This window comes from Bacteroides sp. L008, from assembly GCF_040812255.1.
Taxonomy (GTDB): domain Bacteria; phylum Bacteroidota; class Bacteroidia; order Bacteroidales; family Bacteroidaceae; genus Bacteroides; species Bacteroides vicugnae.
The window spans coordinates 2,052,947-2,077,965 of sequence record NZ_JBFNXO010000001.1; the positions used below are offsets into that span (position 1 = coordinate 2,052,947).

At 43.5% G+C, this 25,019-nt stretch carries 15 protein-coding genes and 1 riboswitch; of the genes, 5 read left to right on the forward strand and 10 right to left on the reverse strand.

What is annotated here, in order from left to right; genetic code table 11:
* Window positions 1-17 precede the first annotated feature (17 nt).
* A complete protein-coding gene (locus AB3G73_RS08345; protein WP_195649449.1) occupies window positions 18-2,060 on the forward strand; it encodes a PL29 family lyase N-terminal domain-containing protein in 2,043 nt (680 codons plus the stop codon).
* Window positions 2,061-2,150: 90 nt separating this feature from the next.
* On the opposite strand, the gene AB3G73_RS08350 is transcribed toward AB3G73_RS08345, so the two are convergent.
* The 4 genes from AB3G73_RS08350 to AB3G73_RS08365 form a co-directional block, all read right to left on the reverse strand.
* Window positions 2,151-3,005 carry a histidinol-phosphatase gene (locus tag AB3G73_RS08350; protein ID WP_148364860.1) on the reverse strand — a complete coding sequence of 285 codons (855 nt, stop codon included), beginning with the start codon at window positions 3,003-3,005 and terminating at the stop codon, window positions 2,151-2,153.
* Window positions 3,006-3,158: 153 nt separating this feature from the next.
* Entirely contained in the window at window positions 3,159-5,027 is a 1,869-nt protein-coding gene (locus AB3G73_RS08355; RefSeq protein ID WP_148364859.1) for an ABC-F family ATP-binding cassette domain-containing protein, read from the reverse strand.
* Between the two features lie 19 nt (window positions 5,028-5,046).
* Complete coding sequence (locus AB3G73_RS08360; RefSeq protein WP_148364858.1) at window positions 5,047-5,853, reverse strand: DUF3805 domain-containing protein; 807 nt, start codon at window positions 5,851-5,853, stop codon at window positions 5,047-5,049.
* Between the two features lie 141 nt (window positions 5,854-5,994).
* Complete coding sequence (locus AB3G73_RS08365; protein WP_367744496.1) at window positions 5,995-7,188, reverse strand: hypothetical protein; 1,194 nt, start codon at window positions 7,186-7,188, stop codon at window positions 5,995-5,997.
* Window positions 7,189-7,429: 241 nt separating this feature from the next.
* Here AB3G73_RS08365 and AB3G73_RS08370 point away from each other — a divergent pair, with 241 nt between their 5' ends.
* Together AB3G73_RS08370 and AB3G73_RS08375 are read left to right on the forward strand one after the other, a co-directional pair.
* The gene (locus AB3G73_RS08370; RefSeq protein WP_148364856.1) at window positions 7,430-8,119 is read left to right on the forward strand and encodes a response regulator transcription factor; all 690 of its coding nucleotides are present in this window, start codon (window positions 7,430-7,432) and stop codon (window positions 8,117-8,119) included.
* A 27-nt stretch (window positions 8,120-8,146) separates the two neighbouring features.
* Window positions 8,147-9,928, forward strand: a complete 1,782-nt coding sequence (locus tag AB3G73_RS08375; protein WP_195649448.1) for a cell wall metabolism sensor histidine kinase WalK — start codon at window positions 8,147-8,149, stop codon at window positions 9,926-9,928.
* Between the two features lie 121 nt (window positions 9,929-10,049).
* Here AB3G73_RS08375 and AB3G73_RS08380 read toward each other — a convergent pair whose 3' ends face one another.
* The 5 genes from AB3G73_RS08380 to AB3G73_RS08400 form a co-directional block, all read right to left on the reverse strand.
* The gene (locus tag AB3G73_RS08380) at window positions 10,050-12,284 is read right to left on the reverse strand and encodes a glycoside hydrolase family 3 C-terminal domain-containing protein (RefSeq protein ID WP_367744502.1); all 2,235 of its coding nucleotides are present in this window, start codon (window positions 12,282-12,284) and stop codon (window positions 10,050-10,052) included.
* A 13-nt stretch (window positions 12,285-12,297) separates the two neighbouring features.
* Window positions 12,298-13,554 carry a glycoside hydrolase family 5 protein gene (locus AB3G73_RS08385; RefSeq protein WP_298044834.1) on the reverse strand — a complete coding sequence of 419 codons (1,257 nt, stop codon included), beginning with the start codon at window positions 13,552-13,554 and terminating at the stop codon, window positions 12,298-12,300.
* A 15-nt stretch (window positions 13,555-13,569) separates the two neighbouring features.
* Complete coding sequence (gene bglX, locus AB3G73_RS08390) at window positions 13,570-15,819, reverse strand: beta-glucosidase BglX (protein WP_367745424.1); 2,250 nt, start codon at window positions 15,817-15,819, stop codon at window positions 13,570-13,572.
* A gap of 93 nt (window positions 15,820-15,912) precedes the next feature.
* A complete protein-coding gene (locus AB3G73_RS08395; RefSeq protein WP_367744507.1) occupies window positions 15,913-17,538 on the reverse strand; it encodes a RagB/SusD family nutrient uptake outer membrane protein in 1,626 nt (541 codons plus the stop codon).
* A gap of 20 nt (window positions 17,539-17,558) precedes the next feature.
* On the reverse strand, window positions 17,559-20,732 hold the full coding sequence (locus tag AB3G73_RS08400; protein ID WP_195649444.1) for a TonB-dependent receptor: 3,174 nt from the start codon (window positions 20,730-20,732) through the stop codon (window positions 17,559-17,561).
* A gap of 300 nt (window positions 20,733-21,032) precedes the next feature.
* Here AB3G73_RS08400 and AB3G73_RS08405 point away from each other — a divergent pair, with 300 nt between their 5' ends.
* Window positions 21,033-22,736, forward strand: a complete 1,704-nt coding sequence (locus tag AB3G73_RS08405) for a DUF6377 domain-containing protein (protein ID WP_195649443.1) — start codon at window positions 21,033-21,035, stop codon at window positions 22,734-22,736.
* A 351-nt stretch (window positions 22,737-23,087) separates the two neighbouring features.
* On the opposite strand, the gene AB3G73_RS08410 is transcribed toward AB3G73_RS08405, so the two are convergent.
* Window positions 23,088-23,375 (reverse strand): hypothetical protein, encoded by a 288-nt coding sequence (locus tag AB3G73_RS08410; protein WP_367744512.1) that lies wholly within the window; start codon window positions 23,373-23,375, stop codon window positions 23,088-23,090.
* A gap of 51 nt (window positions 23,376-23,426) precedes the next feature.
* Between AB3G73_RS08410 and AB3G73_RS08415 the strand changes: the two genes are divergently transcribed.
* Window positions 23,427-24,371, forward strand: a complete 945-nt coding sequence (locus AB3G73_RS08415) for a DUF5106 domain-containing protein (protein WP_148364853.1) — start codon at window positions 23,427-23,429, stop codon at window positions 24,369-24,371.
* Window positions 24,372-24,676: 305 nt separating this feature from the next.
* A riboswitch (cobalamin riboswitch) is annotated at window positions 24,677-24,877 on the forward strand.
* The last annotated feature ends 142 nt before the right edge of the window (window positions 24,878-25,019 follow it).

Below are 25,019 nucleotides of genomic sequence, written 5' to 3' on the forward strand. Positions count from 1 at the left end.
CTTTAAATAGAATTATTATGAAGAAATTATGGAATCTTCTAATCATGCTGACCGTAGTGTTCGCAGGATGCAACAAGACTGATGATCTTTGGGATGAAGTACACGATTTACAAAAACGTCTGACCAAATTGGAAATTCAGGCCAATAATCTGAACGGAAATATTACGGCTCTCCAAGAGCTTTATAGAAATGGGGCTACCATTACCACGGTGAATGAAGAAAACGGTGCCTATACCATCACTCTTAGCAATGGTAAAATATTGAGAGTTGTTCAGAAGATGGAGGAAACAATCTATCCCATGGTGGGAATTGACAGCGAAGGTTATTGGACCGTACGTTATGGAAATGAAACACCTGAACGCATACTCGTTGGCAACAGTCCGGTAAAAGCAACAGGCGAAGACGGACTTACTCCGGAATTCCGTATCAACGAAGAAACAGGGTATTGGGAAATACGTTATAAAACCAGCGAACAATTTAAGCCGGTTGAAGACTCCAACGGTCATCCGGTAAAAGCAGAGGGAACAACAGACACGGGTTTCTTTAAATCAGTCAATATCAGTGATGACGGGAAATCGTTCCACCTGATCTTGAAAGATGATACGGAAATAACGGTACCCATCGTTGGTTCATTCTCATGTACATTTGAGGAGTCAGTGACAGGAATTCAAAAATTCACTTCTAAAGAAAGTAAGAACTTTAAAATATTGCTGAACGGTGTAGATGACATTGCATTAATGGCGTGTCCTGCCGGCTGGAATGCAACATTATCCGAACCTCTTGACAATGAAGCTATCTTAACCGTAACCGCACCCGAAGCTTTGACAACATTGACACGTGCCACGGCATCTAACAGCACGGATATTTCAATTCTGGCTAATTCCGGTAAATTCAGCACAATCCTGAAGTTGCAGGTGGAAGTTATTGCCGAAGAACCGGTTGAACCGGCTATTGACTATCTAAGTATCTATCAGAAAGGAGAAACTCTCTTCACTATCGGAGACGGAGCCGGTGCTATTGAAATTAACAGTACGAATTTCCCTGTATCACAAGAAATAGATTTGAGCGAAACGGACCAGACACTGGAAAAAACAATACTCGCCCCGTCTCAACCAACGATTTATTTCTTATCGGGAGAGCACATTCTTAATATTACCATGGATGGAGATCAAGCTATGAATGGTAAAAAGGTGGTATTCATCAGTAAGTCGGCAACAGAAAAACCGAATCTTAATTTTAGCGGTACCGGTGGCATACGTTTACAACAAAACAGTTCCATCGTATTCAAGAATGTCACTATAGAAAACTTGTCTATGGGCAACTACAGCAGTACAGGCAACGCCCATAATGTCTGGATCGGAGACTGCAACATCAACGCACCGGCCAAATCAATTCTCGCACTGACAGGTACTAACGCACCATTGGGTGGTATCAACAGCCTATACTTTAAAAACAACTATATCGACATGAGTAAATTTCCGGATAAAAGTTCAATATTCAACATTGGTTCATTGATAACCACAGATGTCACTAATGTCTCTATAGAAAACAATATCTGGTACAAGAAAGGAACTCTGCTGCAAGGAAGTATCTATACTTCCAATGCCAAAGGAACTACCAAAAACATTTCTTTCTCCAACAATACGATTATCAATTATGCCGGTAACAGCAGTAATTCCCTTGCTGCCGCCTATTTGGTTATGACTAATGTAGAAAATGTAAGTATAAAAAACAACATTGGTTATTCTGACGATAATGTGACGGATGGATTCAGCAATAGTGGTTCAAGCTTCTATATCATCGCAAACATCGACCCCATGCCATCCATATCAATAGCTGACAACATTGTTTACGGACTGAATCCCGACCTGACCAATAAATGGAAATGGAATACCTATGGATGGAAAACGAATGCCTCAACCAAAGTAAACCAAGAAGGGGAAACAAATGGTATTATCACCCGTTATTCAAAGAACCCGTTTGCAATTCCCGGAGGATTTGATAGTGGAAACTTCACACCAATCCCTGAACTTGCCGGAAAAGGAGCTAACCTGAAATAACATATATATACAGAGAATTTCAAGTATCTCACAGATTCCAGAACGTGTTTTCCCAGTAAGCTAATGACGCTCAACGGAAAGCACGTTTTCTCATACAAATGAAACAGAACCGATTCTCATATCTTCCCACCTTCCATGATGCCACTCCACGACTGTCTCAAAGCCTGCTTTCTTCAAGGCTGCCAATGCTTCGGCACGCCCATTATTGATCCGCTCCGGATAATGTGCATCACTGTTCACCTGTACCCGGACACCCAGCTCTTTCAAGAAAGAAAAATACCGTTCATTGGGATAGAATGTTCCTAATTCATAATAAGATTTGGTATTGACTTCAACAATGTATCCACGTTCGGCAATTGCCGTGAAATAGCTGCGAACGAATGTATCATACCACGGTTCATCTAGCAATCCCGGACGGTAGCAAGAAGCATTATAATGCATCTTGTCCGCATGACCGACAATATCAAATCCTCCCAGTTCTACCATGCGAAGCAGATTCTTATAATAAAGGTGGACTACATAATCCAAATCACCGCCAAAATGCTTGTCCACTAATTGACGGAAAGTATCTGCCGGAGTATCAATATCCACGATTTTCCCTTCCGGAGAATAGAGCATATGCACAGAACCTATCCGATAATCAAGCGGCAATTCTTGAAATCGGAAGAAAGCGGGATTGCTATCTTCGTTCAGGTAATCAATCTCAAGACCGACAGCAAGTTCTATTTTATCTGCAAACTTTTCTTTGAGACGGGCAAATTCGGAAAGGTAATCTTCCATTCTGTCCCATTCCATAGTCCATGCGGTAGAAAACGGCAACGGGGCATGAGAAGAGATGCCATAGGAAGTAAAGCCTTCACTAATAGCAAAACGGATAAAATCTTCCATATTGGCACGCCCGTCACAATAAAGGCAGTGGCTATGATAATTGGTAAGGTTTGTCATACAAGGTTACGTTATCAGGGTTATTATCATCATCAGGTCATCACAGCAATAGGCTGAACTATACTTGTGCCAACATAGTGGCACAACTGTGCCACTATGTTGGCACTGCAATGCCACCGCATTGGCACAGGTGTGCCAATACAGCGGCACAGTTCAACCTTCTATTTCGCTGAGTTCCAACCAGCGCATCGTCTTTTCATCAATCAAGTCATTGACTTCAGGCAAGCGTTTCGATTTCTCGGTCAGTTCGTCAACGGAGAGTGTACCGCTGCAAAGAAGTTCTTCAATCTGTGCCTTTTCGGTTTCCAGGTCGGCAATTTCCTTTTCCAGTTGTTCGAATTCACGCTTTTCCTTGAAACTCATTTTCCGCTTGTCGTTCAGGCGGACGCGGGCAGTCTTTTCTTCCTGCGGCTTCTCTGCTTCTTTCTCCTTTTGCGCTTTCGCCTCCTTCCAGTCGCGATAATCACTATAATTGCCGGGGAAGTCTCGGATGTCACCCTGTCCGTTGAATACCATCAGGTGATCTACTACCTTATCCATAAAGTAACGGTCGTGGGAAACGACAATCACACAACCTTTGAAATTCTGAAGATATTCCTCAAGCACATTCAATGTGATAATATCGAGGTCGTTGGTAGGCTCATCCAGCACGAGGAAGTTAGGGTTACGCATCAGGATAGTGCACAAGTAAAGACGACGGCGCTCTCCCCCACTCAACTTATAGACATAACTATGCTGCGTTTCGGGAGTAAACAAGAAATGCTGCAAGAATTGTGAAGCTGTCAGTTTCTTTCCATTACCCAATTCAATTACTTCGGCAATATCCTGCACTACATCAATGACCTTCATTTGTTCATCAAACTGAAGACCATCCTGCGAGTAATAGCCGAAACGCACCGTTTCGCCAATATCTACCATACCGCTATCGGGCTGTACTTGCCCCATTAATATCTTGATGAAAGTAGATTTTCCGGTTCCGTTGTTTCCTACAATTCCCATCTTCTCATAACGGGCAAAGATATAAGAAAAGTCTTCCAGAATCTTCAGGTCACCGAAGCTCTTGTACAAATGGTCGGCTTCGAATATCTTGCTGCCGATATAGGATGCTTTTACTTCCAGTTTGACGTTATCGTTATTAAAACGTTGCTTCGCCACCTTTTCCAATTCATAGAAAGCATCTTCCCGATAACGGGCTTTATGTCCGCGTGCCTGCGGCATCCGGCGCATCCAGTCGAGTTCCGTACGATAAAGATTATTAGCCCGTTCAATTTCTACACTTTTAGCTTCGATACGTTCCTGACGTTTTTCGAGGTAATAACTGTAATTTCCCTTATATTGATAAACTTGCTGATTGTCTATTTCGATAATCTCCGAACAAACACGGTCTAGGAAATAACGGTCGTGCGTCACCATCAGCAGGCTAAGGTTGGTACGACGCAGATAATCTTCCAGCCATTCAGTCATGTCCAAGTCAAGATGATTGGTAGGCTCATCGAGAATCAATAAATCCGGTTCGGTAATCAAGGCGTTTGCCAAAGCGACGCGCTTCAACTGTCCGCCGGACAGTTGTTTCACTTTCTGGTCGAAGTTACGGATTTTGAGTTGCGAAAGAATTTGTTTGGCTTTCTGTTCATATTCCCAGGCTTTCTCCTGATCCATACGTACCAAAAGGTCTGCCAGTCCCGGATGCCCTTCGGTTTCCATACAACGTTCGTACTCCTTTATCAACTCCACTGTGCTGTTGCCATGATGAAAACAAGCTTCCAGCACTGTCAGTTCTTCGGGATATTGCGGGTCTTGTTCCAGATAATCCACCCGAAGGTCACGACGGAAGACAATATTACCGCTATCATAACCTTCCTTTCCGGCAATGATATTCAGTAAGGTCGTTTTTCCGCTACCGTTCTTTGCGATCAATCCTACACGCTGACCTTCGGCAATGCCCAAAGATATATTTTCAAAAAGAACCAAGTCACCGAAAGACTTGGTCAGGTTATCTATCTGTAAATAAGGTACTGCCACGTAAATAATGATTAGTTGGTTAGTGATTAATAATCACCGATTTATACTCTTCAATGACATTGCAAGGTTCACCTGCCTTTACTTTACTCCATGCAATTTTCATCGGGTCAATGATCCGGTCATTATATTGAACAACAGGAGCTTCCCGGTTACCGTCAATCAACGTCTTCCATTCCATACCTTCCACTTCATTCGTCAGAATCGCACAGACAGTAATACCGATAGCCAGCCATTCCTCTTTTTTCTTCGCACCTATCTTACCGCTGTCAATCACTTGCTGAAGTTTCTCCAAGTCCTCTTCTATTCCCTGAAAATCTTTCTTCAGTTCCTGCTTCACGGTAGATACCACCCATTCGTACCCTTCATTAATCAAATAGATTTCAGAAAGACGGACAGGAATCAGTTCAGCAGGATACTTCTGTCCTTCTTTGCGTATCTCCAAAGTAGCGATCACTTCTTCCGCCTCCTTCACAACTCCGCCTTTAGGTACGGTAAAGGAACATTCGAAAGCTATATCATCAACACCTGTAATCCACAAATGGGAAGTATAATAAGTTCCCTCCTCCTGAAACATTTCTTTGCTATACGCACATTCCCACGCTCCGACTTGCACCAACGAAGCCGAATCGTTCTCTTTCAGTTCCTGCCGGATAGCATCTTTACCATAACCGGCTTTTCCTTTAAATGCGGATATACGAAAATTTCCCGTCCATACATCGGGATTATAGAAAAGAAAAGAGCCTTCGCCATCTTCAAACTCGTTCCAGTCTGACGGATAGCTCATAGAAAACCATGCTCCGGGAGAGATAAATTTCTTGCCTTGCATCCTTTTACTTTAAAATGATTACTTGGCAAAAGTACGAATTAAATACGAATTTCAGGCACGGATTACACGGTTTTCACAGTTTTCGGAAAGATGATAACATAAAGCAACAGCGTAATCCGTGTAATCCGTGCCTGAAAAACATCATTTCCCTATAGGCTGTATTTTCCTACGCACATCTTTTGAAATCTCCAGAAACATATAGTTCAACTTTCCGGAGTGGATTCCTTCCTCATTCTCCTTATACTTTTTATTAGCATATTGCTTTGATTTCTCGAAAGTCAGCAATGACATTTCATTCTGCGATTTGCCTACCATCGTAGAGTCCAGCTGTTCATCCGGAAAGAAATCATCCAGATCGACGTCACCAATCATGGTTGTTTCCAGAAAGTTCTTGTCCGTATGTGAATTATCCGTATAATACCCCACAAACATATGCCCCGGTGTACGTACCAAGATCGGATCGATATTGATGGCACGGAGCAATGAAGCGAACAGTACACTACCGTCCACACAATTAATCTGTGAAGATTCCAGCGCATCATCAAACGTACGGACACGCTGCGAGAAAACAACATTGCTCGAAAGGCTGGTGTTGGAAACAGAACTGTAACGGAATTTGCGTTTCTGCAATATGTTCCAAAGGGCGTACACTTGCTTGTCCACCGCCCCTTTAGCTTTGCTCTGATAGCCAAGGAAACGATTCACAATACGGGTATTCAATGCCTCGCGAAGCAACTGGTCGATCATCGGATTCTCTTCATTGACATAGGCAGCAAAGAAAATACTTGTATCATGGAATTTGGTTCCATTCGATACATACCCCAACAGACATTCATTGATACTACGCACAGAGAATGTGCGCACCCGTTGCCCCAGATCCTTTCCATTCATCTCAACAGTAATAGCCACACTTACCGGTTCTGCCTGCGCCTCATTTTTCAAGGCTTCATAGTTCCAGATGATATCAGGATAAATCGTATATTCCGTTCTGGGCTTGTTTAGTACAAATTCCGACACCGAACGGGAGAAAAAAGGTGTTTCGGCCACTTCAATCCGTACCCGGCTATAGGCTGCCTTCGACTTCACCCGAATAGCAATACACGATTTCGGATTCCCCAAATACGTTGAATCTGACGGAACAATCACCTGCGCATCAGTGGTGGCAACAGACAGAATCGCCGAAGGGAATATATTCCCTCCCAAGTCGTCTACAATCTCAAAACCGGAATTGAATGAAGTATATTTAAACACAGACATACCGCCAAGGAGAATTAACAGCACCACAACAGAGCCTATTATTTCCCGCCGATGTCTTTTCAGGTCAATTTTTATCATTATTTGTAGTTTCTATGGTCAAACATTTCTATTGTATCTCGCTAACAAAGATAACAAATAGCGTTCGTTTTTTCCTCTTACAATCAGCAAAAACTTTTATATTTTATATCAGCCCTCTCGATTCCCGGAATGTAACATGATTGTAACGTCTGTTTCATCTGCCCGTAACAAAGTCTCCCCATCTTTGCAAAGGATAAAATAAAAACGTAACTTTGTCATATCACATTAATACATATATCTTATGAACGATTACCGTATTCTAGTTGTCGACGATGAAGAAGACCTCTGTGAGATACTGAAATTCAATCTTGAAAACGAAGGCTATGAGGTTGACACTGCAAACTCTGCCGAAGAAGCAATGAAGATGGACATCAGCAGCTATCATTTAATTCTCCTCGATGTAATGATGGGAGAAATCTCCGGATTCAAAATGGCGAATATCTTGAAGAAAGACAAGAAAACAGCGAAAGTGCCTATCATCTTTATCACGGCAAAAGATACTGAAAACGATACCGTGACCGGATTCAATCTGGGAGCGGACGATTATATTTCGAAACCTTTCTCTCTGCGTGAGGTCATTGCCCGTGTGAAGGCTGTACTAAGACGCACGGCAACAACGGAAACGGAAAGAGCTCCCGAACGTCTTACTTATCAATCGCTCGTCATTGACATCACCAAGAAGAAAGTAAGTATCGACGATGAAGAAGTGCCATTGACCAAAAAAGAATTTGAGATATTGCTTCTGCTGGTACAGAATAAGGGACGTGTATTTTCGCGTGAAGACATCCTGGCCCGCATCTGGAGTGACGAAGTGTACGTGCTCGACCGTACCATCGACGTAAACATCACCCGTCTGCGTAAAAAGATTGGTGTATACGGCAAATGCATTGTCACCCGTCTCGGATACGGATACTGTTTTGAAGCTGAATAAATAATTATGCCGAATTAAATAGTTATTATGAACCTGCCTGTAACTCAAAAGCATTTTCTTTCTTTCAGCCGGAAGCTTTTCCTTTCGGTTATCTCACTGTTTCTGGTATTTGCCATTTGTTTCATTGCTTACCAGTATCAACGAGAACGGGAATACAAAATAGAACTGCTGAATACAAAATTGCAAGATTACAACAGCAGACTCTACGAACAGTTGGACGAACAAGCCATTGACAGTGAAATAATCAATGGATATGTCAACAACCATATTCTGGAGGATTTACGCGTAACCCTTATCGATATGGAAGGAAATGTGGTTTACGACAGTTATCCGAGCCATAACAGCCAGATAGAGAACCATCAGAACCGTCCGGAAGTACAAAAGGCAATAAAGCATGGCAACGGGTATGACGTACGCCGTACTTCCGAAACAACCGGACTTCCCTATTTCTATTCAGCCACCCGCTATAAAGATTATATCGTGCGCTCGGCTTTGCCTTATAATGTCAGCCTCATCAACAACCTGCAAGCAGACCCGCACTATTTATGGTTTACCGTAATCGTAACCTTATTATTAATGGTTATCTTCTACAAATTCACCAATAAACTGGGGACTTCCATCAACCAGCTCCGTGAATTTGCCATGCGCGCCGACCGGAACGAGCCTATCGAAATGGCTATGCAATCGGCTTTCCCGCACAATGAACTGGGAGAAATCTCCCAACATATCATTCAAATCTACAAACGACTGCACGAAACCAAAGAGGCTCTCTACATTGAGCGCGAAAAACTGATTACCCATCTTCAGATTTCACACGAAGGACTGGGTATATTCACAAAAGACAAGAAAGAAATTCTAGTCAACAACCTCTTTACCCAATACAGTAACCTGATCTCGGATTCAAACCTGGAAACAACAGAAGAAGTCTTTGCCATCAATGAACTGAAAGAAATTATTCATTTTATCAACAAGAACCAGCAAGAACGTTCAAGAGGAAAAGGTGAGAAACGAATGTCAGTCACCATCAACAAGAACGGACGGACATTTATCGTAGAATGTATCATCTTCCAGGATGCCAGCTTTGAAATCTCCATCAATGACGTCACCCAGGAAGAAGAGCAAGTAAGACTCAAACGCCAACTGACCCAAAATATCGCCCACGAGTTGAAAACTCCCGTCAGCAGTATTCAGGGGTATTTGGAAACCATTGTCAGCAATGAAAATATTCCACGTGAGAAGATCAACGTATTCCTCGAACGTTGTTATGCACAAAGCAACCGGTTAAGCCGACTATTACGCGACATCTCCGTACTCACCCGCATGGATGAAGCCGCCAACATGATCGATATGGAACGGGTGGACATCAGTGTACTGGTAGGAAACATTATCAATGAAGTGTCACTGGAACTGGACGAAAAGCATATAACAGTAATCAACTCCCTGAAAAAGAGCATACAAATCAAAGGTAATTACTCACTGCTCTATTCCATCTTCCGCAACCTGATGGACAATGCCATTGCATACGCCGGAACCAATATTCAAATAAATATCAACTGTTTCCGCGAAGATGAGAAATTCTACTATTTCAGCTTTGCCGACACAGGTATAGGAGTATCTCCCGAACATCTGAACCGCCTCTTCGAACGCTTCTACCGGGTAGACAAAGGCCGCTCACGCAAACTGGGCGGAACAGGGTTGGGACTGGCTATCGTGAAGAACGCCGTCATCATCCACGGCGGCAACATCTCCGCCAAAAACAATCAGGGTGGCGGATTGGAATTTGTATTTACGTTGGCAAAGGAGAAATAAGGTTCTTAGTCAAATTCCGTGTTACTTAATTTAGGCTAAAGACCCTTACACATCGGTCTTTCAATGAGATTTGCCAACACGAAACTTGACGAAGAACCATAAAGAAACAAGAATTACAACTCTATTTTAGCTCAAAAGGAACTCTGGACTTGACATCTGTAGCGGAAGATGCTATGACTGCCTCGAACTTACCCGCCTCTGACACCCACTGATGACGGGTGTCATCAAAGAATTTCAAAGCATCTTCATTGACAGTAAAAGTAATCTCCTTTGTCTCACCCGGAGCCAGCCTCACTTTACTGAATCCTTTCAGCTCCTTTACAGGACGAGGCAAAGATGATTTCAAGTCACTGATATACAATTGTACTACTTCGCTACCCTCACGACTACCTGTATTTGTTACCGGTACAGTAATAGTAAGCGTTTCATCCGCTCCCATTACCTTCTTATCAGCTACAGCCTTTCCATATTTAAAAGTAGTATAACTCAAACCATGTCCGAAAGGAAACAAAGGTTTTGTTTTCTGTTTATCCGCCCAACGATAGCCTACGAAAATTCCTTCATTATATTTCTCATCCACAATATTACTGCCATCCGCTCTAAGAACACCCGGATAATCGCCTAATTTATGAGCACCTACATCCTCCAGAGCAGCAGGGAAAGTAAACGGCAATTTCCCCGACGGGTTCACATCACCTGCCAAAATTGCCGCTATCGCACTGCCGGCTTCCGAACCTAAATACCATGCCTGAAGCACAGCCGGAACATCCTTGATCCACGGCATAGATACTGCATTACCCGAGATATTGACGACAACCAGATTTTTGTTAGCCTGTGCCAAAGCTTTTATCACCTCGTCTTGTCCATAAGGCAAACCGAGTTCCTTGCGGTCTGCATCCTCGCAATCCTGATGCGCACTCTTGTTCAACCCACCGACAAAGATCACATAATCAGCCTCTTTGGCAACTTCCACAGCTTCAGCAATAAGTTCTTCCGGCAAACGGTCGTCTTTCAAGTCCTGACCAGACTTCACACCGTTATACTCACCTGTAGGATCACCCACATATCCACGGGCATAAACAACTTCCGCCCTATTTCCGAATCTAGTTCTGATCCCATCCAACGGAGAAAGCTCATGTTTCACTTTCAGTGAAGAACTACCACCGCCCACTGTCATCATCTTCACAGCATTCTCACCAATCACAGCAATCTTTTTCACCTTATCCAAATCAATAGGCAATACATTGTTATTGTTCTGCAGCAACACAATACCCTCCTCACCGATATGACGGGCGGCAGCAAAATGAGCTTCCGAGCACAAAGCACCCCAAGGACGTTCCCTATCCATTGTTGTACGATAAGCCAGACGAAGAATGCGCCTCACTTTATCATCCAACTCTTTTGTTCCTACTTTGCCTTCCTTTATCAATGTAAGATACGGATGTGCCAGATAGTAGTTATCATAAGCATTGCTTGCCCCATTGGAAAGTCCGTTTGTCCAACTACCGAACTCCATATCCAAGCCATTATGAATAGCTTCTTCCGTGTCGTGGGTACCTCCCCAGTCGGAAACAACTACTCCGTCAAATCCCCATTCACCTTTCAGGATATCATTCAGCAAATATTGGTTATGACAACCGTGCTGACCTTTATACAAGTTGTAAGATCCCATGATGGCCCAAGCCTTCCCCTGCCGGACAGCAGCCTTGAAAGCAGGCAGATAAATTTCATACAAAGCACGGTCATCCACAATAACATTGGTGGTATGGCGGTTCACTTCCTGATTATTCAGCGCATAGTGTTTTACGCAAGCGGCAACGCCATTCTGTTGTACACCCTGTATATAAGGAACTACCATTTGTCCGGCCAGATAAGGGTCTTCACCCATATATTCGAAATTACGCCCGTTCAGCGGAGTACGGTAAATATTCACTCCGGGACCTAACAACACGGACTTATTACGATAACGCGCCTCTTCACCGATACTCTTTCCATAAAGCATAGACATTTCGGGGTTCCATGTTGCCGCCAGACAAGTCAGTGCAGGAAAAGCCACACAAGAATCATTAGACCATCCGGCCTGTTCCCACTCATCCCAAAGCACTTCGGGACGAATACCATGAGGACCGTCTGTCATCCAGAATTCGGGAATTCCCAAACGTGCCACACCCGGTGAGCAAAACTTGGACTGGGCATGTGTCATCGCCACTTTCTCTTCCAAAGTCATACGGTTGAGCGCATCTTCTATTCTTTCCTCTACAGGTTTTGTATTATCCAAATAAACGGGAATCGTTTGTGCCTGAACCGCACTACCCAACAATAGGGCCAACATGCCCGAAATAATCATACTTTTCATGGTCATCCATTTTTTATTTATTAACCCACAAGCCCAGCGAACGGATATAACCCGTTTGCGGCATACAATTTTCACATTTACTATTCTCTATAAACGCCGACATCGCTTTCTTTGCCACCTCCTGATCAGGGCGTGCATCCCGTATCTCTTTGTAAGTAGCGCGAGGTGCTTCCGAGAAAGCAACTACTTGCTCCCAACCTTCCGGCACCTTGATACCCATAAACGAAGAGCCATCTATCTTTTTATACGGCCAGAAAGTGTACCCGATGTTGTTTTCTTCCATCACCTTACAAAAAGCCGCCTGCCATTCATCAGTATTGTGACCGATTTCACCCATATACATCGGCAGGTTCACACTGTCACGGAAATTGATAAGAGTCCGGATAGCTTCCTTTGTAGGATCACCTCCGTAACGATGGCAAGTGTACATCAGTTTATCGTCATAAGCAGCATCCTTGAACGGCTTGAAGTTACCATTCCACTGTGCTCCTCCGATCAGGACAATATGATTGTTATCCACCTCACGAATAGCTTTCAACGCACGCTTGTGCAGAGGTTCCAGCTTTGCGTTCAGTTCTTCCATATTTTCAAAATAGGGAGCGATAGGCTCGTTGATTAACTCATATCCCAATATTACAGGCTCATTCTTATAATAATCGGCAATCTCCTTCCAAATATCACAGAACAACTGTTGACTTACCTCGCTTTCAAACAGCCAGGGATAACCGTAACTGTCATCAATATTATCACCTGTCTGTCCGCCCGGAGCATCGTGCATATCCAGAATCAGGTAAAGATTATTATCACGACACCAGTTCACGACACTGTCCACACGGGCAAATCCGTCCTGCCCCCCTGTCAGCCCCATATAGTCCTCATCAGTGAAGAGTTTATAATGGAAAGGAAGACGAATGGTATTTGCCCCCGTAGAAGCGATAAATTCCACATCCTTGCGGGTGATATAGTTGTCTTTAAACTGTTTCCAAAATTCTGCCACAAAGTCCGGACCTACCATCTGACAAAACATCTCATTGATGAAACGTCCGGAATTAGTTTTATTGAAGCCGAACATATATCCTTCGGGATTCAACCAGTTACCCAGATTCGTACCTTTAATAAATAGTTTGCTGCCGTCCGGCTGAATCAAGTCCTGTCCGGACACACGCACGAATGCTTCAGGAGCAGGCGCAATTTCCTGTTGCTGCGCCTGTTTTTGCTGACATGAAGCAAATCCCCCCACAAACAATAATACATAAATTATATATTTCATACCTATTTCTAACGATTAATTTATTACTTCAAAATCAGCGGAAAGTCCTTCCTCACTGTTTGTACCCAACCACAACTTAAATTCTCCGGGCTCCACCACCTTCTTCATATCAATGTTCCAGAAAGCCAATTCACTGACGGGCAATGAGAAAGTTACAGTCTTGGTCTCTCCCGGCTGTAAAGTGACACGCTGGAAACCTTTTAACTCCTTCACCGGACGGGCTACAGAAGCCACCTTATCCTGCACATAGAGCTGGACAACTTCTGTTCCGGCATACTTTCCGGTATTCGTCACATTCACTCTCGCCGTCAATGTAGCATTTGCCGCCAACTTATCAGCCGATAATTCCAACACATAATAGGCAAAAGTAGTATACGACAATCCGTAACCAAAGGGGAACAAAGGACCAAAACCTGCATCCATATAAAAAGAAGTGCAACCCAACGAGGTCTGCCCGGCTTCCAATGGAATATCATCAATCAATGTTTCCTTGCCGCTGGGAGCACGTCCCGTGTGATGATGCGCATAATAAACAGGGACCTGTCCCACCATCTTCGGAAAAGTAACCGGAGTCTTCCCACTCGGAACAACCTTGCCGAACAGTAAATCTGCAATAGCCGGACCACCCATCGTTCCCGGATGAAAGGAATAAAGCACGGCAGCCGATTCATCCACTTCTTTACCAATAGTGAGCGGACGACCTGCCATAACCACCGTCACTAACGGTTTACCGGCTTTTGCCAACGCTTCAATCAATTCCGATTGCGCTCCACGCAAGTTCAAATCAGCCAAGGAGTGAGCTTCGCCCGACAGAATAGATTCTTCACCGACAAAAGCCAGTACCACATCCGCCCGCCGGGCTGCTGCCACCGCCTTTGCTATACCCGAAGTCTGTTTGTCGCGGCTATAGGCCAATCCCGGTTCATAAATAATCTGAACCTTGTCTCCATACATTTCCCGCAATGCCTTCAGCGGAGTCTGTGTATGTTCCTTTTCACCATCAAACACCCACGTACCCATCTGATCATGAGGGGCATCCGCCATCGGACCGACTACAGCAACCGTACGCACCATCTCTCCCAAAGGAAGAACCTCGTTATCATTCTTCAATAAGATGACCGACTGCTCTACTGCTTCTTTCGCTTTCGCCAAATGACTTTCCGCATATTTTACTGTTTGATCTGATACCACATAAGGATTATCGAACAACCCTAAGCGGAACTTTAAACGTAAGATATTACGAACTGCATTATCAATAGTAGCTACCGAAACCTTTTTTTCTTTTACCAAAGTCTCCAGATTTTCCATAAAGGAACCGCTTACCATCTCCATATCTATACCTGCATTGACCGACTTTTCAGCCGCTTCCTTCGCATCTTTGCAGAAACCGTGCGCAATCATCTCGGTAGCCGACGCCCAATCCGTCACAACTACGCCGTCATAATTCCATTCTCCACGCAGCACCTCTTTTAATATAAAGGAATTACCGGTAGAAGGCACTCCGTCATTATCATTAAAAGAAGTCATGAACGTGGCACACCCTGCCTTGGCAGCCGCCTCGAAAGGAGGGAAATAGACATTGCGCAATTCACGTTCCGGTATGAATGTCGAATTATAATCCTTGCCACCTTCAGCGGCACCATAACCCACAAAATGCTTGGCACATGCCGCTATGGCTGTCGGATCGTCCAAAGAATCCCCCTGAAACCCCTTAACCATCGCCGCTCCCATCACAGCAGACAGATAAGGATCTTCGCCACAACTTTCCGCCATACGTCCCCATCGCGGATCACGGGAAATATCAATCATCGGAGCAAAAGTCCAGCGAATACCATCGGCAGATGCCTCAACAGCGGCTATGCGGGCTCCATCCTCTGCAATTCGGGGATTAAAGGTTGCCGCTTGTCCCAATGGAATAGGAAATATAGTTTTGTATCCATGAATCACATCACGCGACATCAGGACAGGAATCCCCAACCGGGATTCCTTCACAGCTATTTCCTGCACTTTATTCACCAATTCAGGGTCAGTCAGATTCAACAGAGAACCCACTTTCCCTTCTTTTATCACCCCGGCTATCTGATCAATGCTTCCATTCGGACTCAACTGATTCATCTGCCCTATTTTTTCCTGCAAAGTCATCTTACCCAGCAGTTCCTCGACCTTATTATCTATGTCCCTATCCTTCTCACTACCTGCTTGCGGTGTGCAGGCAAAGAAAGAAAGCATAAGCAAACAGGTAGAAGACAGTTTGAAATGTTTCATCATATGTTATTCTTCTAATTTGATTATGCCTTGCTCATATCGCGTCAAAGGCGTGGCACAAGCAAGGCATTCTAAGGAAATATACTTATTAAATTAGTATGGATTCTGCGTAATCGAGCCTTGTGCAGCTTCTATTTCACTCTGAGGAATAGGAATGTATTTCTTGTTTTCTGTCCAGTCAACACGTTCCGGGATAGCCTGTCCACCCCAAGTATTTTCACCTTCCCACTGATTCTTGTCAAAATTATAGGTACGCTTAGTCCGTAGAAGCACACCGGCTCCGGCTTTGAGTACGGTAGCAGCCTTCCCGGAGCGGACAAGGTCGAAATAACGTTTTCCCTCACCCACAAATTCAAGTCGACGTTCATTAATGATATTATCCATGGTAACAGGGATAGAAGCTACACCGGCACGCTCACGGACAAGATCGAAATAATCTTGCGCAAGACCGTCACCCGTAGCCAAAGCCAGTTCAGCCGCATTGAGCAATGTCTCGGCATAACGGTAAAGATGAAGATTTTCATCATGGTTCAAACCGGCATCACCTACACTACCTTCCGTATCACCCGGACGGGGCAGATATTTGCGCAGGAAGTAACCGGTGTTCTGATAACGGCCACCATAAGTGACAGTATCCCCTTCAACGAATTTCGCCCTTGCATATTTATCCAGATTAAGAATGGCAACATCGCGACGACGGTCATTGTCTTCAAAGGCATCATACACTTCTTTAGAAACAGAGCCGAACCCCCATCCGCTTGTAAATTCAGGAGTATGCCCCTCTGCACATTTGATAGTCAAGCCATCAATACCAATCATTTCAGGATATACAGTACCACCTGTAAAATTGGCATCCCCCCAAGTACGTTTACCTCCTTTAGCTATATAATTTACATCGAATATGATTTCCTCGTTCCATTCCTTATCAAGCGCATAAAGATCATTATAATTTTTAACCAAGTCATACTTGTGCGAATTGATGATTGCTTTCATATATCCCAAAGCCTTTCCGTAACGGGACTGGTCTTTCTGGTACATCACATAATCAGCGTAAATCATGGAAGCAGCAGCTTGCGTCATACGTCCGGCCCATTCGTCGGGTTGTTTCATCGGAAGTACTTCACTGTCCAGCACGCTTTCCAAATCGACAACCACCTTTTCATAAACCTGATCTACAGTTAATTGATCTGCCAGATAAGGAAGGCTGGTCAAGTTCTCTTCATAAAAAGGAATATTGCCCCATGTTTTCCAGAGAACAAGATAATACCAGGCACGCATCGCACGGCCTTCGGCTATAAAAAGAGCCTTTTTATCATCGGATAGATCTGAATCCTTCGCATTATCAATCAACCGGATAGACCGATTGATACCTGAATAACTTGTTGTCCACGCTCCATCGATATTATTACGGGGATCGGACTTGTACTGGGAAATCAGGTGAATCTGTGACTGGTCGGATGTGTTGCCGCCACCGACATACATATCATCAGCCATAGCGTCCCATACCAAGCTCAAGGGTGCCCATCCACCAAAGTAGTCATACCATTGCATCGGATCGTAAGCAGCCACTGCTGACTCCATCATTCGGGATTCTGTAGTATAATATCCGTCAATGGGCAAGCTGCTTGAAGGCTCAACTGACAGGAAGTCGTCGCCGCAAGATGCTGTACCCAGCATCAAAGCCAGAGCGGCGAAGCTATATAATGTAAACTTTTTCATATCTGTATGCTTTATATTCATTAAAAATTAAGATTAACACCTACGGTAAAGGTACGCGCCTGAGGATAGTAACCACGGTCGATACCATTGGAACGTTCGTCACCATTGAGTTCCGGATCAAGACCTTTATAAGAAGTCATTGTCAGCAGGTTCTCGGCAGCCACATAGAAACGAAGCTTCTGAATAAAGATCTTCTGAGTCAGGTAGGACGGCAATGTATAACCCAACTGAATGTTCTTGATACGTGCGTAAGAACCATTATGGACATAAAGATCAGAAACACGCCAGTTATCATTGTTGTTTGCCCAAGAAAAACGAGGCATTGTATTGGAAGTTCCTTCACCATGCCAACGATTCATAAACTCTGCGGGAAGATTCACATAGCGGCAGTCCAGACGACGGGTTACGTCCATGATTTCCTGCCCCATAGCACCTGACAGCAACATGCTGAAGTCGATATTTTTCCAGGAAGCATTGAGGTTCAAACCGAATGTCCAATCAGGAGTTCCCTTACCAATCATTGTCTTATCCTTATCATTGATCTCTCCGTTCTTGTCAAAGTCTACAAAGATTACGTCACCCGGCACTGCGTTGGGCTGCAGCTTCTGCCCTTTATCATTCACATAAGCATCAATCTGCTCCTTGTTCTGGAAGATACCGTTTGTTTTATAACCATAGAAATAAGGATATGGCATTCCGTTTTCCGCACGGGATACGTTACCAATCTGGTGCACATTGTCATACATCTCAAAGCCATCGGCATTCCCCAGATTAATCAATTCATTTTTCAGATAGCTGGCATTAGCGGATATTCCGAAGTTCCAGTCACCTTTATTGAACTTATACCCCAGCTCCAATTCAACTCCCTCATTCTTCATCGAACCAACGTTACCCCAAGGCTTGGACTCACCCAAGTAAGAAGGAATACTCATTTCCTTCAGCATGCCATTCGTCTTCTTGTAGAAATAATCCACCGTGAAAGTCAAAGCATTGTTGAAGAAGCCGAAATCCAGACCGGCATCATATTGTTCCGATTCTTCCCATTTCAAGTCCTTATTGGGAGTACCGGACGGCTTACTACCCATGACGATGCTCTGGTATCCCGGAGTGCCGAACACATAGTTGTTGCCGATAGCTACATTGGCCATATAACGGAAAGCTCCGATATTTTCGTTACCGTTCTTACCCCAAGAGAGGCGCAGTTTTGTATTAGTCAACCAAGATGGACGTTGATCCATCCACTTTTCATTTGTTATGTTCCATCCTAAAGATACGGAAGGGAAGGTAGCCCATTTGTTATTAGGACCGAAGTTAGACGAACCGTCACGACGCACAGTAACCTGTAACATATAGCGTTCATCATAGTTATAGCTCAAACGACCGAAGTAGGAAGCCAACGTTGTCGGGTCAAATGCCCCACCGGTGGCATTACGTTTACCTGCAGACTGCAAACCGGTTGTGAAATCCAAGTTTGCCTTGTCCCCAATATATTCAATCATATCCATTGCATCGCCCTTTAATCCGCGTCCTGTATACTTCTTGGCCGACTGCCCCAACACAACCGCAAACGAATGAACACCAAACGTTTTGTCATACGTCAACACATTCTCAATCTGCCACGTATAGCCACGATTCATTTCAGACCACACTTTCGATTTGTCATTCGTAGCATTTTTATTCAGATAGTGAGGATGATTCCATCCGTCTTTTCCCCAGAATGCGAGGTCGGAACCCCAAGAGAATTTATATTTCAAATGATCCCAAACACTTAGTTCGGCAGCCAAAGTAGCGATAATCTTATCAGAATTATTCTTTTCATAGGGTAAGGAAAGTCTTGCAAGCGGATTAGCAAGTTCATTGAAATCACTGCTCGGCATGGAAAGCAACTGTCCGCTACGTTTGTCGTAGATAGGGTCACCATAAGTATTCCGGTCATAATTCTGAAGTTCGCTTTCATCTTTAGCGTAAACGGACATGGTAGGATCCATGAACAAAGCGTCGCCGAGCGGAGATCCGGTCAGACTGCCGGCAGTGACACCCACACTATTCACACGAGAATAAGCTATGTTCATAGAGAATGTCATCTTTTTCAGCCAATTACGTTGTTCCGATTCGTCAAACAGCGTATACATTGTGTTGCTACGCAGTGACAGACGTTGGTAGTTGGAAGCATCGTAGTTTCCCCCAATGATACCGTCCTGATCATAATATCCTAATGAAAAATAGTAATTTACCTTCTCAGAAGCACCGCTGATACTTAACTGGTGATTCTGGACCGGAGCATTATCATAGAACAAGGCGTCCTGCCAATTGGTACCCGAACCTAAAGAAGCAACCTGTTCGTAACGGGGAGCCTCGCCTGCATAATCGGCAGCCTCATTCATCAATGTAGCATATTGGGTAGCATTCAGCATATCCCGCTTCTTCCATGCACTTTGCCATCCATAAGAGAAGTCATAACTCACTTTAGTTTTGCCGATACTACCTTTCTTTGTAGTAACGAGAACAACACCATTTGCCGCACGAGCCCCATAAACGGCTCCGGAAGCTGCATCTTTCAATACTTCGATACTGGCAATATCAGCGGGATTGATATTATCAATACCACCGTCTACCGGCATACCATCAATAATGTAAAGCGGGTCGGAGTTGTTGATAGTACCAATACCACGCACACGTACTCTTGAGCTCGCTCCCGGCTGACCATTGAGGGTAGTAACCTGAACACCGGCTGCCAGACCTTTCAACGCATTGTCCACACGTGTGGGAGATGTTCTGCTCAAATCTTCGGAAGAGACCTTGGCAATAGAGGCCGTTACCACACTCTTCTTCTGAGTACCATAACCAATCACTACTATTTCATCCAAAGTTTTCGTATCTTCCCGTAAAATAATGTTGAGCGGAGCGATAGTAGCTTTCACAATTTGCGGAAGATAACCTACGTAGGTTATTTCAATCTCTACCCCCTCTTCTACATTGGAGAGAGAAAAAGCACCATCAAGATTAGTAATAGTACCGTTATTAGTACCTTTTACCAATACACTCGCACCGATAATGGGCTCACCGGTTACATCTTTTACTACTCCTTTCACAGTCTGCTGCTGGGCAAACATACCGATAGAAAAGAAAAACAGCAAGCATCCGACAGATAACATATATCTGAACGCTTGCGTCTTTTTTAAATCATTTCTCATAACACAAAATATTAAAGTTAACACTCAAATTTCTTATGACTTTTGTCAACGCAAAGATAAAACAAGTGCATATAGCCTGTATGAGCAGGTAAAGCGCAAAAGTAAACCACCGTTTTTGATAAAAATCTAATTATTAACATATTACTATAAAAAGAAGAGAGCAAAAAGTAAACTTTAATAAATAAAACGGGAAGAGGTATTCATCATCAAACGATTATATAACCTAACTTTTTCCTAAAGAACATCCGCCATATTTAAAAGGATTGACTTATATTTGTACGTCTAACCAAATATAGTACAATGAAACATCTGCTTACCTTATTACTTTTATTTACTTCTACCTTTTTGTCTGCTGACTCCCATAGTATGGAAATTGAGTCTCTTCTATCAAAATTAGATTCTTTAATCGCGCGAAAGGATGATTTCGTCGCTGCTAAAGAGGCCAAAATAAACCAACTCCATAACCAGGGACGGAATATCCGTACATCAGAAGAACGCTATTGGCTGAACAAGATGTATTACGATGAATATTCCGTTTACAATTCCGATTCCGCCATGATTTATGTAGACCAGAATCTGGACATCGCCGACAAGCTAAATAAAAAAGAATGGAAAGCGGAATGGAAAATCAAGAAGTCTTTTCTTCTGGCTGCTACCGGTTTGTTGAAGGAGGCATTAGATGAATTACGCAATGTTTCGAGCCAATTACTCACCCCTGAACTGAAAGTGGAATATTACGGACAGTTGATGTATCTGTACTCTCATTTCAGACAGTATTCAGGAGATAACAATACAAATATCCGTGAAGGATATTATGAGAAAGAAAAAGCGTATAAAGACTCTATCTATGCCTACATCACTCCTCAAGACCCTTTCTATTTATGGTACAAAGGGTGGAAATTTCTGGGAACCACTGAAACGGAGTCCATAAAGAAAGAACTCTTGAATGAAGTAGAGAGGTCATCCCTGGAAACTCGACGTGATGCAATGAATGCCTATATCCTAGCCTGCCTTTATCAGGATAGCAATCAACAAAACGAGTATTTGAAATATATGATTTATTCGGCAATGGCGGATGTGAAAACAGCAAACAAGGACATTGCTTCGCTGGAAGAGCTGTCAAAAACATTGTATGAACTGAATGATATAGACCGTGCCTATACCTATATTAATTACTGCCTCCAAAACGCCCAACTTTATCGCAACCGGGTACGTGTTATCGGCATTTCGGAAACACAAGACGCCATTCATCGGGCCTATCAGGAAAGAAATATCCGACAGGAAGCCCGTTTGCATACATTCTTGTTTCTGGTCAGTATTCTTTCAATCATTTTATTGATTGCCATTCTCTATATCTATATGCAAATGAAGCGACTGGCATATTCACGCTCCCAACTGAATGAAAGCAATCAGTTGCTGAACAAACATGTGGACGAACTGTCGGAAACCCATCAACTGTTGGAAAAAGCAAACGGCCAGTTACAGTCGTTAAATGAACAGTTGAAAGAAACAAACGCCCAACTTCGCGAATCCAATTATGTAAAGGAAGAATATATAGGTTACGTATTTTCCATCTGTTCCAACTATATCAGCAAGTTGGACGAATTCCGTAAAAGTATTAACAGGAAAATGAAAGCCAAACAATTTGATGACATAAAAGAATTGACAGACTCTCCGATTATGGCACAGAATGAGTTGAAAGAGCTTTACCATAACTTCGACGCCATCTTTCTACATGTCTATCCCAATTTTGTCGAAGACTTCAACGCCCTGCTGCATCCCGACGAGCAGATTTTACTAAAAGATGGAGAATTACTGAATACCGAACTACGCATATATGCGCTGGTACGTCTGGGAATTAACGATAGCGTGAAGATAGCCGAATTCTTACATTGCTCTCCGCAGACGGTCTACAACAACCGACTGAAGACACGCAACAAAGCCATTGTACCAAAAGATGAGTTCGCCAATACAGTGAAAAGTCTGGGCAAAATGCAAGAATGACCACTGTGCATACTTCCTTAAAAAAGGAATATTAAAACACACGAGAATGCAATAGATTGGATCACCGTGCGGAAGATTAACTAAATGCGTAGCATTTTCCTTCAGCGGAATCCTATATTTTACATTTTAGAACGTTTTTCTTTCAACACAAAAGTAATTTATCACTATATGACTCTTTTAGAAAGACAAATCATCGGTATACGGTCTTTTTGCCATTTTCCTTTTATCACCCGGCGAAGACCAACCAGCTCAAAAAAAGTCCCTTTTTATGCCTTCGCAGCTTTCTCACCGAGAAACCAAAGGTTTGTCGGTGAGAAACAGAAGGTTCATCGGTGAGAAACCAAAGCTATATCAGTAAGAAATGGAGGCTTTACTTACCCCCAAAAGTGCATATTCCTCGTTAAAACATACAAAATAAGCCGGAGTTTCTGCATATTCTTGCATTTGTTTATGCAATTTGTCTTCTGGTTTAATCATGTTGAAGTATTCTTTTTCGATGGAAATCTTAAAAACAGAACATGATCCTCTTTCCAGCTCATCCTTTCCCGAACTTCGCAAATTCACCATTTGAAACTCCGGTAACTGAAAAAAAGATGATTTTTTTGATAAAAATAAAAAGAAAGTTATCTTTGTCTTCAATACATGTATACTTCAATGCACATACATAAGTTAAACGAAAAATAGCAAGTCATGAAAACGAATATAAATATCCTATTTACTTTGTGTATTCTCCTTCTTTGTGCCTGCAAAAGTGGAAACGCTTCCAATCAATGTGAAAACGAAGCTCCCCGGGATACTATTACAACCTTCACCCTGCCCGCCATCCCGCAAATGATGACAGCTCCGGAGCAACGTGCAGAATTCCTCGTGAAGCACTATTGGGATCATGTCAACTTCGCCGACACCAATTACATCCACCACCCCGAAATAACCGAACAAGCCTGGGCGGACTATTGTGACATACTGAATCACGTCCCGTTGAAAACCGCACAAGAAGCCATGCGGAAAACAATCGAGCAAACGAACGCAGACAAAAAGGTATTCACCTACATCACCGATCTGGCCGATAAATATCTCTACGACCCCAACTCCCCCATGCGTAACGAAGAATTCTACATCCCCGTATTAGATGCTATGTTAACTTCCCCCCTGCTAGAGGAAATAGAAAAAGTACGTCCCAAAGCCCGCCGGGAATTAGCCCAGAAAAACCGCATCGGCACCAAAGCCCTGAACTTCAACTACACGCTGGCTTCCGGCGCGCAAGGTTCCCTCTACCAACAACAAACGGATTACATCCTGCTATTCATCAACAACCCAGGTTGCCATGCCTGCACAGAAACGATAGATGCCCTGAAAAACGCCCCTATCATCAACCAACTTCTGGAACAAAAGAAACTAACAGTCCTCTCCGTCTATCCTGACGAAGAACTGGACGAATGGCGCAAACATCTGAACGAATTCCCCAAAGAATGGATCAACGGATACGACAAGAAATTCGCCATCAAAGAACAACAACTATACGACTTGAAAGCAATCCCCACCCTCTACCTTTTAAATAAGGAAAAAACTGTGCTCTTAAAAGACGCCCCCGCACAAGCCATCGAAGAATACCTACTAATGAAAAGCGAACAGTAAACATACACTATACGAACTAACATAGGACACTTGATTAACATAGAAAAAATAGTGACGGTATATGGCAAGGATACCGTTAGCATCTTGAGCATATACCGTCACTATTTATATCGGATAGCGTCACCATTTTTCCAAAGTCCCACCAACGCTTACCCCTCCCCCACACCCTCCTCACGAACACACCGCATGGTTTCCCGGCCTCGTTTTTCAGCGTCAAGCGCAGGTATTTTCTTTTTGGTTCTTTCTCTTTCGTATCAAGACGAAAGAAAAAGAACACTCCCCCTTGCAAAAGCAAAATAAACTCCCTATCTTTGTCACGCATTGGTTCGCGACTCCCATGCGGGGGAAGCGATTAAAAGGGAATCAGGTGTAAATCCTGAACAGTCCCGCTGCTGTAAGTTCCATGTATGTTACAAGCAATTCACTCATTGCCACTGGAGACTAATCCGGGAAGGCGTTTGTAGCAGGAACAAGTCAGAAGACCTACCATGCAAATATGTTTCACTGCTTTCGAGGAAAAAGCGTTGAGTCTAATGAACGGGACAAGTCGTCCATCATTTCATTCATCACTCTGATTCAGAGAAAGTGTGTTAAAACGAATAAACTCTGCCAAGTTTATTTATGCGTGTCCGGTCGAAGGGATTTCGC